The 15515-nt window shown below is 64.5% G+C and carries 13 protein-coding genes; 9 read left to right on the forward strand and 4 right to left on the reverse strand.

The genetic code is table 11. The annotated features are described in order from the left end of the window. Positions 1-35: 35 nt before the first annotated feature. The 9 genes from uvrA to ZAL01S_RS02540 all read left to right on the forward strand — a co-directional run bounded on the left by uvrA (position 36) and on the right by ZAL01S_RS02540 (position 10661). Complete coding sequence (gene uvrA / locus ZAL01S_RS02500; RefSeq protein ID WP_066079117.1) at positions 36-2906, forward strand: excinuclease ABC subunit UvrA; 2871 nt, start codon at positions 36-38, stop codon at positions 2904-2906. Between the two features lie 5 nt (positions 2907-2911). Then, the gene (gene uvrC, locus ZAL01S_RS02505) at positions 2912-4783 is read left to right on the forward strand and encodes an excinuclease ABC subunit UvrC (protein ID WP_066079120.1); all 1872 of its coding nucleotides are present in this window, start codon (positions 2912-2914) and stop codon (positions 4781-4783) included. Positions 4784-4810: 27 nt separating this feature from the next. Next, positions 4811-5695: an RNase adapter RapZ gene (gene rapZ, locus ZAL01S_RS02510; RefSeq protein WP_066079123.1), complete on the forward strand. Its 885-nt coding sequence runs from the start codon at positions 4811-4813 to the stop codon at positions 5693-5695. Positions 5696-5763: 68 nt separating this feature from the next. Continuing rightward, positions 5764-6741, forward strand: coding sequence for a DNA-binding protein WhiA (gene whiA / locus ZAL01S_RS02515; RefSeq protein ID WP_066079126.1), 978 nt, complete (start codon positions 5764-5766; stop codon positions 6739-6741). A 120-nt stretch (positions 6742-6861) separates the two neighbouring features. Continuing rightward, complete coding sequence (gene gap, locus ZAL01S_RS02520; protein WP_066079129.1) at positions 6862-7863, forward strand: type I glyceraldehyde-3-phosphate dehydrogenase; 1002 nt, start codon at positions 6862-6864, stop codon at positions 7861-7863. 40 nt (positions 7864-7903) lie between these two features. Next, positions 7904-9136 carry a phosphoglycerate kinase gene (locus ZAL01S_RS02525; RefSeq protein WP_066079132.1) on the forward strand — a complete coding sequence of 411 codons (1233 nt, stop codon included), beginning with the start codon at positions 7904-7906 and terminating at the stop codon, positions 9134-9136. After that, complete coding sequence (gene tpiA, locus ZAL01S_RS02530) at positions 9136-9924, forward strand: triose-phosphate isomerase (RefSeq protein ID WP_066079135.1); 789 nt, start codon at positions 9136-9138, stop codon at positions 9922-9924. Before ZAL01S_RS02525 ends, tpiA begins: the two co-directional genes overlap by 1 nt. Before the next feature lie 117 nt (positions 9925-10041). After that, positions 10042-10296 (forward strand): preprotein translocase subunit SecG, encoded by a 255-nt coding sequence (gene secG / locus ZAL01S_RS02535; protein ID WP_066079138.1) that lies wholly within the window; start codon positions 10042-10044, stop codon positions 10294-10296. After that, a complete protein-coding gene (locus tag ZAL01S_RS02540) occupies positions 10296-10661 on the forward strand; it encodes an RNA polymerase-binding protein RbpA (protein ID WP_066079140.1) in 366 nt (121 codons plus the stop codon). The genes secG and ZAL01S_RS02540 overlap by 1 nt, the downstream gene beginning before the upstream one ends. Here ZAL01S_RS02540 and pgl read toward each other — a convergent pair. Genes pgl through ZAL01S_RS02560 form a run of 4 tightly spaced genes read right to left on the reverse strand, consistent with a single transcriptional unit; the run spans position 10658 to position 15514 of the window. After that, entirely contained in the window at positions 10658-11386 is a 729-nt protein-coding gene (gene pgl / locus ZAL01S_RS02545; RefSeq protein WP_066079144.1) for a 6-phosphogluconolactonase, read from the reverse strand. The genes ZAL01S_RS02540 and pgl overlap by 4 nt on opposite strands. Continuing rightward, the gene (locus ZAL01S_RS02550) at positions 11383-12366 is read right to left on the reverse strand and encodes a glucose-6-phosphate dehydrogenase assembly protein OpcA (RefSeq protein ID WP_066079147.1); all 984 of its coding nucleotides are present in this window, start codon (positions 12364-12366) and stop codon (positions 11383-11385) included. Before ZAL01S_RS02550 ends, pgl begins: the two co-directional genes overlap by 4 nt. Further along, a complete protein-coding gene (gene zwf / locus ZAL01S_RS02555) occupies positions 12363-13904 on the reverse strand; it encodes a glucose-6-phosphate dehydrogenase (RefSeq protein ID WP_370664265.1) in 1542 nt (513 codons plus the stop codon). The genes ZAL01S_RS02550 and zwf overlap by 4 nt, the downstream gene beginning before the upstream one ends. An 8-nt stretch (positions 13905-13912) precedes the next feature. Next, positions 13913-15514, reverse strand: coding sequence for a glucose-6-phosphate isomerase (locus ZAL01S_RS02560; RefSeq protein ID WP_066079150.1), 1602 nt, complete (start codon positions 15512-15514; stop codon positions 13913-13915). Between the last annotated feature and the right edge of the window lies 1 nt (position 15515).

The following is a 15515-nucleotide window of genomic DNA, read 5'->3' on the forward strand; positions in this document are numbered from 1 at the left end:
TTCGCATTTGCGGCGCTGGATCGTAGACTCAAGCCGTGCCTACTTCCCCCGCATCACAAACCTCCACCATCAAGCTTCAGGGTGCGCGCGTCCACAATCTCAAGAACGTTGACCTTGAGATTCCGCGCGACAGTCTCGTGGTGTTCACCGGCTTGTCGGGTTCGGGGAAGTCGTCCCTCGCTTTCGACACGATCTTTGCGGAGGGGCAGCGCCGCTACGTTGAGTCACTCTCGGCGTATGCACGCCAGTTCCTTGGGCAGGTCGATCGCCCGGACGTCGACTTCATCGAGGGCCTGAGCCCCGCGGTCTCGATCGACCAGAAGTCGACGAACCGCAACCCTCGCTCGACCGTTGGCACAATCACCGAGATCTCCGACTATCTGCGTCTGCTGTGGGCACGTATCGGTGTTCCGCACTGCCCCGAGTGTGGTGAGGTCATCCAGCGTCAGACGGTGCAGCAGATTGCGGACCGTCTGATGGAGCTCGAAGAGGGCACTCGCTTCCAGGTACTCGCTCCCGTCGTGCGGCAGAAGAAGGGCGAGTTCGTCGAGCTGCTGCAGGGTCTCTCGGGTCAGGGTTTCGCCCGTGCACTCGTGGATGGCGAACGCGTGCAGCTCACGAATCCGCCGACGCTGAAGAAGTCGTACAAGCACGACATTTCGGTCATCGTTGACCGTCTCGTTGCGAAGCCCGACATGCTTGGACGCCTCACCGACTCCCTCGAGACGGCGCTTCGTCTCGAGGGAGTCGTAGAAATCGACTTCGTGGATGACGATTCGGATGCCGGTCGTCAGCTCTTCTCGGAGCAACTCTCGTGCCCGAACCAACATCCGATTTCCCTCACGGAGATCGAGCCGCGCACCTTCTCGTTCAACGCACCCTTCGGCGCGTGCCCCACCTGTGACGGTCTCGGCACGAAGATGTCCGTCGATCCGGATCTCCTCCTCGGCGACCCGGAACTTTCGCTCGCCGACGGCGTCATCATCCCGTGGACGTCGCAGGGCAAGAGCCTCTACCAGTACTACGAGCGCTTGCTCGCGGGTCTTTCGGACGAACTCGGCTTCTCGCTCAAGACGCCGTGGAAGGACCTCCCCGGCGACGTCCAAACCGCCATCCTCAAGGGCCGCAACTTCAAGGTGCAGGTGCGCTATCGCAACCGGTTCGGCCGAGAGCGCACGTACACCTCGGGCTTCGAAGGCGTCATGCCGTACATCGAGCGCCAGTACAAGGAAGCCGAGAGCGACAACGCACGCGCCCGCTGGTCGGAGTACCTGCGCGAGATTCCCTGCTCGGCCTGCAATGGCGCGCGTCTGAAGCCCGAAGTGCTCGCGGTGAAGATCAACGGCCTCTCCATCGCGGATGTCACTTGGATGAGCCTCGACAAGTGCCTCGAGTTCATGAACACCGTCAAGCTCGATGCACGCGAGGCGAAGATTGCGGCGCAGGTGCTCCGCGAGATTCGCGCACGACTCGAGTTCCTCATTGAGGTGGGCCTCAACTACCTCGACCTCGCGCGCGCAGCTGGAACGCTCTCGGGTGGTGAAGCACAGCGCATCCGTCTGGCCACACAGATCGGTTCGGGCCTCACGGGTGTGCTCTACGTTCTCGACGAGCCATCGATTGGTCTCCATCAGCGCGACAACCGTCGCCTCATCGACACGCTGGTGAAGCTACGCAACCTTGGCAACACGCTCATCGTCGTCGAGCATGACGAGGACACCATCCGTACCGCCGACTGGATCGTCGACATCGGGCCCGGTGCCGGTGAACACGGTGGCGAAGTTGTTCACTCGGGCACATGCCAACAGCTCACGAAGAACAAGCACTCGATCACCGGTGACTACCTCACCGGCGTCCGCTCGATCGCCACGCCTGACGCACGCCGTCCCATCGACCCGGACCGCATGCTCGGTGTCGTCGGCGCCCGCGCAAACAACCTCAAGAACGTGGATGCGCAGTTCCCGCTCGGCGTCTTCACTGCGGTGACGGGTGTCTCCGGCTCCGGCAAGTCCACGCTCGTGAACGACATCCTCTACAAAGTGCTCGCCACGAAGCTCAACGGTGCCCGCCACGTCGCCGGCAAGCACACGCGCGTGACCGGACTCTCGCACCTCGACAAGGTCGTCCACGTCGACCAGGCACCGATTGGCCGCACGCCGCGGTCGAACCCCGCCACGTACACGGGCGTCTTCGACCGCATCCGTACCCTCTTCGCCGAAACCCCGGAGGCGAAGGCGCGTGGCTACCAGCCGGGCCGTTTCTCGTTCAACGTGAAGGGCGGCCGCTGCGAGGCCTGCTCGGGCGACGGCACGCTCAAGATCGAGATGAACTTCCTGCCCGACGTCTACGTCGCCTGTGAGGTCTGCGGCGGTACCCGCTACAACCGCGAGACCCTGCAAGTGCTCTACAAGGGCAAGAACATCGCCGAGGTACTCGATATGCCGATCAGCGAGGCAGCCGAGTTCTTCGAGCCGATCACTGCCATCCACCGGTATCTCAAGACGCTCGTCGAAGTTGGCCTCGGCTATGTGCGACTCGGGCAGTCTGCGACGACCCTCTCAGGCGGTGAGGCACAGCGCGTGAAGCTCGCCACCGAGCTGCAGCGCCGCTCGAACGGTCGCACGATCTACGTTCTCGATGAGCCGACAACAGGCCTCCACTTTGAGGACGTCCGCAAGCTCCTCGTCGTCCTGCAGAGCCTCGTCGACAAGGGCAACACGGTCGTCGTCATCGAGCACAACCTCGACGTCATCAAGTCGGCCGACTGGATCATCGACATGGGCCCCGAAGGTGGCGCTGGCGGCGGCACGGTCGTCACGAGCGGCACCCCAGAGGATGTTGCCAAGCACCCGACGAGCCACACCGGCACCTTCCTCGCGGAGATTTTTGCGGCCGAGCGGAAGTAGCTGGCATGGCAGACGTGCTTTCCTATCGCCCCCGTACGGGCGATATCCCGCAACGACCAGGGGTCTACCGCTTCCTCGATGACCAGGGCCGCGTGCTCTACGTCGGCAAGGCGAAGAACCTTCGATCCCGGCTCGTGAACTACTTCGCACCGCTCCACACCCTGCACGAGCGCACACGCGCCATGGTCACCTCGGCGAGTGAGGTGCAGTGGACGGTCGTCTCGAACGAGATTGAGGCGCTCCACCTCGAATACACGTGGATCAAGGAGTTTGACCCGCCATTCAACGTGAAATTTCGGGATGACAAGAGCTACCCGATGATGGCGATCACGTTGAAGGACGAGGCGCCGCGTGTGTTCGTCACGCGCAACCGCAATATCCGGGGCGCCCGGTACTTCGGCCCCTACCCGAAGGTGTGGGCGGTCAACGAGGCCATCGAGCTCATGATCAAGGTGTTCCCCATTCGCACCTGCAAGCCGAGCGACTACGAGCGGGCCATGAAGACCGGGAAGCCGTGCTTTGCCGGGCAGATTGGCCGCTGCGGCGGGCCCTGCTCACACACGGTCACCATTGACGAGCACCGGAAGATGGTGGATCGCTTCATCGCGTTCATGGAGCGCTATGACCGAAGCGAAGTGGATGCCATTGAGCGACGCATGCGAGAGGCCGCTGCCGAGCACCGCTTCGAGGATGCCGCGAAGTACCGGGACCAGATGATCGCGCTTGAGACGGTGCTCGAGAAGAGCGCTGTGGTGTTGCCGGAGCGGACTGATCTCGACGTTATTGCCGTCGAGCTTGATGAGCTTGCGGCGGCGATGCAACTGTTTACCGTGCGCGGTGGTCGTGTTCGCGGAGTGCGCTCGCTCACGGTCGACACTGAGCTGGATGTTGCGCAGGGTGAACTCCTGCAGCAGTCACTCGTCTCGCTCTACAGCGACGATGGGCTTGTCCCACCCGCCGAAATCGTCGTGCCGGGACTTCCGTACGGGGTGGAGGCGCTGACGGAAGTGCTGAGCGAGCGCCGTGGGGGAGTCGTGCGCTTCACGGTTCCGAAGCGTGGCGCGAAAGAACAGCTACTCGCGACGGCTCACGAGAATGCGGTGGGCGCTTTGCAGCAGTACAAGCTCAAGCGAACCGCTGATTACGTTGCCCGGACGCAGGCCATGCACGACGTGCAGGAGGCGCTCGAGCTTCCGGAGGCGCCGCTGCGCATTGAGTGCTTCGATATTTCGCACCTTGGCGGCACCGGCATCGTCGGTTCGATGGTCGTCTTCGAGGACGGCCTACCCAAGAAATCCCAGTATCGTCGCTTCAATATTGCATCTGCGCGCGACGATACGGATGCAATGGATCAGGTGCTGCGGCGCAGGCTCAAGCACCTCGACCAGGACGCAGAATCCCTCGCCGCGGAGGCAGAAGCGCAGCAGAATCCGAACGCACCAACGTTCGCCTATCGGCCGCAACTGCTCCTCATCGACGGCGGTCTGCCTCAGGTAAACGCCGCGCAACGAGCCCTGGATGCCTCAGGAGTAACTGGCATCGCCATTGCTGGCCTCGCGAAGCGGCTCGAAGAGCTCTGGCTCCCAGGGGAGGAATTTCCCGTCATCCTGCCCCGAAACTCCGAAGCCCTGTTCCTCCTGCAGCGCCTCCGCGACGAAGCCCACCGCTTCGCCATCACAGCGCAGCGGAACTCGCGAGCAAAGGCGCTCGGCACATCGCTGGACGCCATCCCAGGCCTTGGCCCGGCACGTGTCCAGGCGCTCCTGACCCACTTTGGCTCCGTGAAGCGCCTCGCTGCGGCAAACGAAGACGAGATTTCCTCGGTCCCCGGCATCGGTGTCGAAACTGCTCGGCGAATTCTTGCTGCGCTTCGCTAGGCTGACCCACGAACGAAGGGTCACATCATGAGCGAGCAACTTCTCGACGAAGAACGCCAGCACATTCTGGTGGTCACCGGCATGTCCGGCGCGGGCCGTTCGACAGCGCTGAAGGCGCTCGAAGACCTTGACTGGTTCGTCGTCGACAATCTGCCGCCGCAGATGATCCGCCCGCTCGTGGAGCTCGCCGGCAAGGCGCGTGACTCGCTGCCTAAGCTGGCTGTCTCAGTCGACATTCGTGGTGGCCGCCTCCTCGCCCAGTTCTCGGCCCTCATGGACGAACTTCGCGAGACGCACGACGTGCAGGTGCTCTTCCTGGATGCCAATGACGACCGTCTCGTTCGCCGCTTCGAGCAGGTGCGCCGCCCGCACCCGCTGCAGGGCACCGGCACGATTCTCGAGGGCATCGAACGTGAGCGTGAGCGTCTCTCAGAGATCCGCGAGGCGGCCGACATCCTCATCGACACGAGCGAGCTCAATGTGCACGAGCTGTCGATGCGCGTCACGCAGCGCTTTGGTGAGCCCGAGCAGCAGAAGATTTCGCTCACGGTCATGAGCTTTGGCTTCAAGTACGGGCTCCCGACGGATGCCGATCTTGTCGCCGATATGCGCTTCCTCCCGAATCCCTTCTGGAACCCGGAGCTTCGCGCGTTCAACGGTCGGGACGCTCGCGTCTCAGAATTCGTGCTCGCTCAGGAGGGTGCGACCGAGTTCCTCGACGCGTACTTCGCAGCGCTGCAGCCCGTGCTTGCCGGGTACACGCGCGAAAACAAGCGCCATGTGACCATCGCTATCGGGTGCACCGGTGGTAAGCACCGTTCGGTTGCGATGACCGAGCGTCTGGCCGCAATGCTTCGTGACCGCGACGATTTGAGCGTCGCAGTGCGCCACAGGGACCTCGGTCGAGAGTAATCTGGTCTGCTGGCGCGTGCCGCCCAAACTTTCTTCCCCAATTCGCCGACGACTCCGCTGGAGGAACTGTGTCGCTCACCGCTGACGTCAAGCTCGAGATCATGAAGACCCGAGCCAAGTCCACGCAGGCGCGCGCAGCCGAAATCTCGTCGATCCTCCGCTTCGGTGGCGGCCTGCAGCTCATCTCGGGTCGCATTGCCGTTGAAGCGCAGACCGACTCGCAGCAGCTTGCCCGCCGCATCGGCCAGGAGTTGCTCGACCTCTACGGTGTGCGAGCCAAGGTCTCGATCGTCGCCGGCACCGGCGGACGCCCAGGGGAGCGATTCCTCGTTCGCGTGTTCGAGAACGGTGAAACGCTCGCACGTCAGACCGGACTCATGGATTCGCGCCGTCGCACCGTGCGTGGCCTCCCGAACCGCCTCACAACAGGCAACCGCGAAGACCTCGCTGGTATCTGGCGTGGCGCCTTCCTCGCGGCCGGTTCCCTCACCGATCCGGGCCGTTCAAACGCGCTCGAGGTCATCACCCCGAACGCGGAAACCGCGATGGCGCTCGTCGGCGCCGCCAACCGCCTTGGCATTGGTGCCAAGGCCCGCGAGGTCCGTAATGTGCACCGTGTCGTCATCCGTGACGGCGAAGAGATCGCGAAGATGCTCAAGGTGCTCGGCGCCCGCGAAACCGTCGAGTCGTGGGAGCAGATGCGTCAGCGCCGCGAGACCCGCGCGACCGCGAATCGCCTTGTGAACTTTGATGATGCAAACCTCCGCCGCTCTGCCCAAGCCGCGGTGACCGCCTGTGCACGTGTTGAGCGTGCACTGGAAATTCTCGGTACGGATGCTCCTGAACACCTGAGCTATGCAGGAAAGCTCCGCGTCCAGCACCGCGATGCGAGTCTCGATGAGCTTGGCCGTCACGCAGAGCCCCCTATGACCAAGGACGCTGTTGCCGGCCGTATCCGACGTTTGCTCGCACTTGCTGACAAGCGAGCGCACGAACTCGGCGTTCCGGACACCACCGCAAACCTTCCGAACGTCGACGACATGTAGCGAACGCCAGGTCGGCCATGTCGACCAGTGGGCTTGCACCGAGCGTTCACACTCGGTTCGTAGGCTCACGACGACGGGCGAATACCTCGTCCCGTCGATCGCCTATCGCAGGGAGTCCTCGTGACCAAGATTGCCATCAACGGATTCGGACGCATTGGCCGCAGCTACGCACGGGCGCTGCTTCTCGACCACGTCCCGCTCGAGCTCGTTGCCATCAACGACCTCACCGACAACGCAACCCTCGCTCACCTCATGAAGTACGACTCCACCTCGGGCGTGCTCAAGCAGGATGTCACGCACGACGAAGAGCACATCTTCATTGACGGTCACGAGGTGCACGCACTCTCAGAGGCCGACCCGTCGAAGCTTCCGTGGAAGGAGCTCGGCGTCGACATCGTCCTCGAGTGCACCGGTCGCTTCAACGACCCCGCCAAGGCCGCCGCACACCTCGAGGCTGGCGCAAAGAAGGTCATCCTTTCGGCACCGGCCAAGGGCGAGGCTCCGACCTTCGTCTACGGCGTGAACCACACCGACTACAACCCCGAGACCGACCACGTCATCTCGAACGCATCCTGCACGACGAACTGCCTCGCACCGGTCGTCAAGGTCTTGAACGACGCCTTCGGCCTCGAGTCGGGCCTCATGACGACGGTCCACGCCTACACGGCCGACCAGCGTCTCCAGGACGCCCCGCACAAGGACCTCCGCCGCGCCCGCGCCGCTGCGCTCTCGATCATCCCGACCTCGACGGGTGCCGCCAAGGCCATCGGCCTCGTGCTCCCGGAGCTCAAGGGCAAGCTCGACGGCTTCGCACTCCGCGTCCCGGTTGAGACCGGCTCGATCACCGACCTCACGGTGAAGGCTTCGCGCGAGGTTACGGTCGACGAGGTGAACGCCGCGTTCAAGGCTGCTGCCGAGGGCGAGTTCAAGGGCATCCTCAAGTACAACGAGGACCCGATCGTCTCGCGCGACATCATTGGTGAGAACCACTCCTCGATCTTTGACGCACCGCTCACGCGCGTCATCGGCGACCAGGTCAAGATCTCGGCCTGGTACGACAACGAGTGGGGCTACACAGAGCGTCTCATCGACATGACGCGCTACGTCGCCGACCAGCTCTAATCCATCCATCCACTTTCGAGTAACGACGACAGGAATCGACATGACTCTGCGCACTCTCGACTCGCTCGGCGACCTCGCCGGCAAGAAGGTCATCGTCCGCTGCGACCTCAATGTTCCGCTCAAGGACGGTGTCATCACCGACGACGGGCGTGTTCGCGCCTCGCTCGGCACGCTCCGCCAGCTCATCGACGCGGGCGCCAAGGTCATCGTTATTTCCCACCTCGGGCGTCCGAAGGGCGAGCCCCTGCCCGAGTTCTCTCTCAAGCCGGCGGTCGTTCGCCTCGGCGAGCTTCTTGGCCAGGAGGTCAAGCTCGCCGAGGACACCGTCGGCGAGAGCGCCAAGGCGCTCGTTGACTCGCTCGAGAACGGCCAGGTCGTCGTCCTCGAGAACCTTCGCTTCAACGCTGGTGAAACCTCGAAGGATGCTGCTGAGCGCGAGGCCTTCGCCCAGCAGCTCGCTGCCTTTGCCGACGTCTATGTCTCGGACGGCTTCGGTGTCGTCCACCGCAAGCAAGCTTCGGTCTACGAGCTCGCGAAGCTCCTCCCGAGCGCCGCTGGCCTTCTCGTGCAGGCCGAGGTTGAGGTCGCAGAAAAGCTCACCGCTTCGGTTGAGCGTCCCTACGCCGTCGTCCTCGGTGGTTCGAAGGTGTCCGACAAGCTCGGCGTCATCGAGAACCTCCTCCCGCGCGTGAACACCCTCCTCGTCGGCGGTGGCATGGTCTTCACCTTCCTCAAGGCCCAGGGCCACGAAGTTGGCGCCTCGCTCCTCGAAGAAGACCAGCTCGAGACCGTGAAGCGTTACCTGGCTGAGGCCGAGGAACGCGGCGTCGAGATCGTCCTCCCGAGCGACATTGTCGTGGCCGAGAAGTTTGCCGCCGATGCCGAACACGAGGTCGTCCCTGCGAACGCCATCACCTCTTCCTCGTTCGGCGAGCAGGGCATGGGCCTCGACATCGGCCCGGAGTCGGCCAAGGCATTCGCCGAGGTCATCCGCTCCTCGAAGACGGTTTTCTGGAACGGCCCCATGGGTGTGTTCGAGTTCGAATCCTATGCGAACGGCACGAAGGCTGTTGCTCAGGCCCTCACCGAGACGGACGGCTTCTCGGTCGTCGGTGGCGGTGACTCGGCTGCGGCCGTGCGTACGCTCGGCTTCGCCGACGACGCGTTCGGCCACATCTCGACCGGTGGCGGCGCAAGCCTCGAGTTCCTCGAGGGCAAGCTCCTGCCGGGCCTTGAAGCACTCGGCTTCGAGCAGAACACCGAGGCAAAGTAATGGCGGCCGCACGCCGCCCGCTCATGGCGGGCAACTGGAAGCTCAACTTCGACCACCTGCAGGCCATCGCCTTCGTGCAGAAGGTTGCGTGGACACTCAAGGACGCGAAGCACGACTTCTCGGACGTTGAAGTCGCCGTCTTCCCGCCCTTCACCGACCTGCGCAGCGTACAGACGCTCGTGGATGCCGACAAGCTCGAACTCCACTACGGCGCACAGGATGTGTCGCAGCACGACTCGGGCGCGCACACCGGTGAGATCTCTGGTCAGTTCCTCTCGGCCCTCGGCTGTGACTACGTCATCATCGGCCACTCCGAGCGTCGAGGCGACCACGGTGAGAGCGACGAGGTCGTGCACGCCAAGGCTGTCGCGTCCCTGCGTCACGGTCTCACGCCCGTCATTTGCGTGGGCGAAACTGCTGAAGACCTCGAGCAACACGGCGCCAGCGCCATCCCGGTCGCGCAGCTCGAGGCCGCTGTGGCTGAGCTGCCGAAGGATGCCGAGCTCATCATCGCGTACGAGCCCGTCTGGGCCATCGGTTCGGGACAGGCAGCCTCTGCCGAGCAGGCCGAGGCGGTCTGCAAGGCGCTCCGCGACAAGCTCGCTGAGCTACACGGTCAGGAGCAGGCTGATCGCACGCGCATCCTCTACGGCGGTTCGGTGAAGGCCGAGAACATCGCCGGCTTCATGCGCGAACCGAACATCGACGGCGCGCTCATCGGTGGCGCGAGCCTCAAGGTCGACGAGTTCTGCTCGATCGCCCGCTTCCGTCACCACGTGGGTGCCTAGCCGCGTCACGCACCACAACGAGAGGCGCTCGCCTATACTCGGACGAGGGCCTCTCGGCCTTCCCGCCGTCGTTTACTACGACGGCACGATTCCTCGAAACCCGATGAAAGGTCCTCTGTGGACATCGCCCTCGTCGTTCTGCAGGTGCTGCTCTTCATTACGAGCGTGCTCCTTGTGCTGCTCATCCTGCTCCACCGTGGCCGCGGTGGTGGCCTCTCCGACATGTTCGGTGGTGGCGTCACCTCGAGCCTTGGATCGTCGGGCGTTGCCGAGAAGAACCTCAATCGTCTGACGATTTGGGTTGCCGTGATTTGGGTGCTCTGTATCGTGATCTTCGGCATCCTCTTCAAGATCCAGAACGGCGGCTTCTAGTGTCGACCGGTGGGAGCGCAATTCGCGGTTCTCGCGTCGGCGCAGGCCCCATTGGTGAGCAGGACCACGGGAACCACGCTCCGCGCGTCCGCGTGAGCTACTGGGATGAGCTCGGCAACGAGACGGTCCGCTACTTCTCGGCCGACATCGCCGAGGACGACATTCCCGAGACGATCGACTGCCCGGTCTCTGGCCTTCCGGCTGGCCGCGACAAGAACAACCCGCCGCACCCGGAAAAGCACGAGCCGTACAAGACGCACCTCGCCTACGTGAAGGAGCGCCGCACGCACGAAGAGGGCGCCAAGCTCCTCGAGGAGGCCCTCGAAAAGCTTCGCGCCCGTCGCGGTGGCAGTGTGGCTGTCTAGCTGATGGCTGCTGCTGCCGGCTCGTCAAGCATGAGCACGGTTTCCAGAACGCCCCTCGCTGCGCCGAGGGGCGTTGCTGTTGCGTCGTCAGAACGCACGGCAAGCGCCACAGCTTCGGCTTTGCCTGCGCCAGTCACGACAGCCCACACACGCTGGGCCCCGCGGATCTCGGCAAGCGTGAGTGACATCCGCTCGCTCGGCGGCTTGGGGGAGTCGGTGACGGAGATCGTGCCGCGGGGTGCCGCATCGTGTCCGGGCTTGCCTGGGAAGAGCGACGCCGTGTGTCCGTCGGGGCCAGCGCCGAGGAGGACGAGGTCGAGTGCATCGGTGGCCTTAGCAAGCTCGTCAGCGTAGGAGCGACAGGCTTCCTCGAGCGTCGGGCCGCTGTCGCTCGAAACGAGCAGGTGAAGCTGCTTGTCGGCATTGAAGCCGGAGAGCTCCTCGAGCGCTGCAGCGATTGGCGTGGAGTTTCGTTCCGCATCACCGTGAGGAAGCCACCGTTCATCGGCGAACCAGATGTGGACGCGGGAGGCGAGACCAGTGCGCTCCGCCATCACCTCCACGAGGCGAGGGAAGACGCTCGTCGCAAAGGAGCCGCCAGAGACGGCGAGATGCCACTCGCGCTGACCGTCATCCTCGGCGTCAAAGAGCGAGGCGAGACGTCGTGCGGCTTCGAAGGCGACGAGGTCGCACGTTGCGCAGACGGTGATGTCCTGCATCGTCATTCGGCGTTCGCTCCTCGAGCACGGGCGTCGCTTGCGCAGTCCACGAGCGGCAGGCCCTCACGGAGCACACGGCCCAAGAAGGTGTCGGGTGCGAGCGAGCGAAGTTCTTCAGCGAGCAGCTGCGTCAAGGTGCTGAGCGGCAGTGCCACGTGCTGGGTGGGGGCTCCGGTCTGGTCAAGCTCGATCGTGTCTTCGCTCACGCGCTCGAGTCGGACCGTGCCGCTAGCACGCGTGAGCTCGACGGATGAAAGCCCTGCGCCGCGATCGGTCACGCGGTCTTCATGCTCGATGAGTTTGACGCGGATGCGGAGCGCAAGTCCAAGCCATGCGGCCATGAGGCGTGCAGTTGCGGAGCCTGGGGCACCCGTCACGTGGACGCGCGTGATGTCTTCATATGGTGGCTGGTCGAGCACGGATGCGAGGAGTGCCCGCCAGGCAGTGAGGCGAGTCCACGCGAGATCAGAGTCGCCCGCGATGAAGCCTTCCGCAAGCTGCTTGATGGCGTGGCGGCTATCGACCTCGGGTTCGCCGTAACGCGGGGCCGCATCCGTGATGCGCAGCTGCGCGAGGCGGCCCAGCGGTTCGAAGCTCGGGGGAGTGGAAGGGCGTTCGGTCCACCAGGTCACGACAGGAGCATCGGGGAGGAGAAGGCCCTGCACGAGTGTTTCCGGATCGTGGGCGGCCTCGCCGTGCGCGCGAAGCCGGACGACTTCACTCGCACCCGCATCTCCGCCGACGCGAATCTGTGCGTCGAGGCGGGGTTCACTACTGTCGTGTTCGAGTTCGAGCACGATGACACGCATCGGGTGCTCAGCGGAGGCCTCGTTCGCGGCGAGAATGGCCTGCTCGTCCGTGTCGCGACCAGTGACGATGAGGAGCGTGAGCACGCGGCCGAGCGCCACGGCGCCGCCCTCTTCGCGGATTGAAACAAGTTCCTTTGCGATCGCGGAGGTGGTGGTCGACGGCATGTCGATAATCATGGGCGCCTCCAGGTGCGGCCGTCGCGGGCAAGCAAGCGTTCAGCGGACTGCGGGCCCCAGCTTCCCGGCTTGTAGCCTTCGGGGCGACCGGCAGCAGCCCAGAAGTCCTCGACCGGGTCGAGGATTTTCCACGAGAGCTCAACCTCTTCGTGGCGGGGGAACAGCGGCGGATCGCCGAGAAGCACATCGAGGATGAGTCGCTCGTAGGCTTCCGGGCTCGACTCCGTGAAGGCGTGACCGTAGCCAAAGTCCATCGTGACGTCACGCACCTGCATGCCTGAGCCCGGTACCTTCGAGCCAATGCGCATCGTGACGCCCTCATCCGGCTGCACACGAATGACGAGTGCGTTCGGGCCGAGCGAAGCTCGCTGTGAGGGGTCGAACAGGTACTTCGGGGCTTCCTGAAAAGTCACCGCAATTTCTGTCACTCGCCGGCCGAGTCGCTTGCCAGTACGCAGGTAGAAGGGGACGCCAGCCCATCGTCGCGTATCAATTTCGAGGCGAAGTGCGGCATAGGTTTCTGTCGTCGAGTGCGGGTTCATGCCGTCCTCTTCGAGGAAGCCGAGCACGCGCTCACCACCCTGCCATCCGCCGAGGTACTGGCCGCGCGCCGTCGTGCTCGAGAGGTCGGTCCCGAGCCGGACGGCAGCGAGTGCCTTCTCCTTCTCTGCGCGGAGATCCTTGGCCGAGAACGAGATGGGTTCTTCCATCGCGGTGAGAGCGAGCAGCTGCAGCAGGTGGTTCTGGATGACGTCCCGCGCAGCGCCGATGCCGTCGTAGTAGCCGGCACGTCCGCCAACGCCGATGTCTTCCGCCATCGTGATCTGGACGTGGTCGACCGAGTTCGCGTTCCAGAGCGGCTCGAACATGTGGTTCGCGAAGCGGAGCGCGAGGATGTTCTGGACCGTCTCCTTCCCGAGGTAGTGGTCGATGCGGAAGATTGCGTCCGTGGGGAAGACGGATTCGACCGCCTCGTTGAGGCTGCGTGCACTCGCGAGATCACGTCCGAAGGGCTTCTCGATGATGACGCGTCGCCACGAGTCTTCGTCCGACTCGGCAAGGCCCGACTTGCGGAGCTGAGCAGTGACCGTGGGGAATTCCTTCGGGGGCACCGAGAGGTAGAAGGCGTGATTGCCTCGAGTGCCCTGTGCTTCGTCGAGTTCGCGAAGCGCTTCGCGCAGACGCACGAATGCTTCGTCGTCGTCGAAGCTGCCCTGCACGAAGCGGAGGCCGTCGCGAAGCTGCTTCCACACGTCATCCGAGAACTCGGTGCGCGCGTGCTCCTTGACGGAGGCGAGCATGTGTTCAGCGAACTGCTCGTGCGTCCAGTCGCGGCGACCAAAGCCCACAAGACCAAAGCTTGGCGAGAGCAGGCCACGGTTCGCGAGATCGTAGATCGCTGGAAGGAGCTTCTTGCGAGCAAGGTCACCGGTGACGCCGAAAAGCACGAGGCTCGACGGCCCGGCGATGCGCGTCAGTCGTCGATCGTCAGGCGAACGAAGCGGATTGAACCCAGGTGCGGGCTGCAGCAATCCCACGGCCGCGCTTAGACGGCTGCGAGCAGCGACTTGAGCGTGCTCGCACTCGACTCGGGGTTCTGCAGTTCGAGCTGCAGGACTGGACGTCCGTGACCTTCGAGGACCTGTGCGTCACCGTCGGCCTGCGCACGGATGAGCGTGCCGAAGGTGAAGGGGCGCTCCGGAATCTCGAGGTCGCCCTGCTCTGCGGTGATGATCTGCAGGAAGACGCCGAGCTTCGGTCCGCCCTTGTGGAACTGGCCGGTCGAGTGGAGGAAGCGCGGGCCCCAGCCGAAGGTGACGGGGCGGCGTGCACGGTGCGCGATGAGGTCGCGCAGCTCAGCGAGTTCGCCGAGGCGTGTGCGGTCAGCGTAGGCCTGGATGGCAACAAAACCGTGCTCGGGAAGCTCTGCGAGCAGCGCGTCGATAGCCTGCGCAACGCTCGTGCGTCCCGCAACCACGCGCTCGGTGCCGCGCACTGCAATGCCGTCCTCATCGAAGGCGGCGGCAGCAGGCTCGGGCATCTCGTCGAGGAGCGCGCGGGCGGCGACCTTGGCCGATTCGACGTCCGGCTGGTCGAAGGGGTTGATGCCCAGGATGCGGCCAGCAACCGCGGTGGCAACCTCCCACAGCAGGAACTGGGCGGCGAGCGGGCCTGAGACCGAGATTTCGTCGCCGAGGGCCGGCTGCTGGCTCGCGTTCGCGACGAGGCGAACGAGCTGCAGGTCGGGGATCGTCGAGCCGATCTCAGGGGAGTTGCCGTCGAGCACGACCGGCAGGAGGCCAGTGCCTTCCTTACCGGTGGACTCGGCGATGAGCTGTTCGGCCCAGTCGCCGAAGCCGACGATGCCCGATCCCGACTCGAGGATACCGAGATAGGTCTTCACGGGCTCGCCGCCGGCGATCGCGGCGCCGAGCACGAGGCCGGGGTTCTCGTCGCTGTCGTGCGAGAGGACCTCAGCAACCGCGGCCGCGTCGTCGAGGAGCGCCTCAATGTCGACACCGGCAAGGCCGCTCGGGACGAGGCCGAAGGCGGTCAGCGCGGAGAAGCGCCCGCCGACCTGCGGGTCGGCAAGGAACACGCGGTGACCCGCTGCGCGCGAGGACTCCTCGAGCGGCGAGCCCGGGTCGGTCACGATGATGATGCGGGATGCCGGGTCGATGCCAGCGTCAGCGAAGGCCTTCGCGAAGGTGCGACACTGCGAGTCGGTCTCAGCCGTGGAGCCCGACTTCGAGGAGACAACGACCGCCGTTTCAGGCAGTCGTTCGCCGACGACGGCCGACACCTGTGCCGGGTCAGTCGAGTCGAGGACGACGAGTTCGGCGCCTGCCGTACGCGTGATGACCTCGGGTGCGAGCGAGGAGCCACCCATACCGCAGAGGACGATGCGGTTCACGCCCGCCGAGCGAAGTTCGTCGCGGAGCTCGAGGATGTCGGCGACGAGCGGGCGCGAGACCTCGTGGGCCTTGGTCCAGGCGAGTCGCTTGCTCGACTCGTCGATTGCGGCCTCGCCCCAGAGCGTTGAGTCGCCGTCAAAGAGACGCGAGGCAAAGCGCTCCTCAATGAGCGCTGGGAGTACGCGGGCGACTGCGTCGCTGGCAGCCCCCGCGGTGCTCACGGTGATCGTCATG

The organism is [Zimmermannella] alba NBRC 15616 (assembly GCF_001570905.1).
GTDB classification, from domain to species: Bacteria; Actinomycetota; Actinomycetes; order Actinomycetales; family Microbacteriaceae; genus Pseudoclavibacter; species Pseudoclavibacter albus.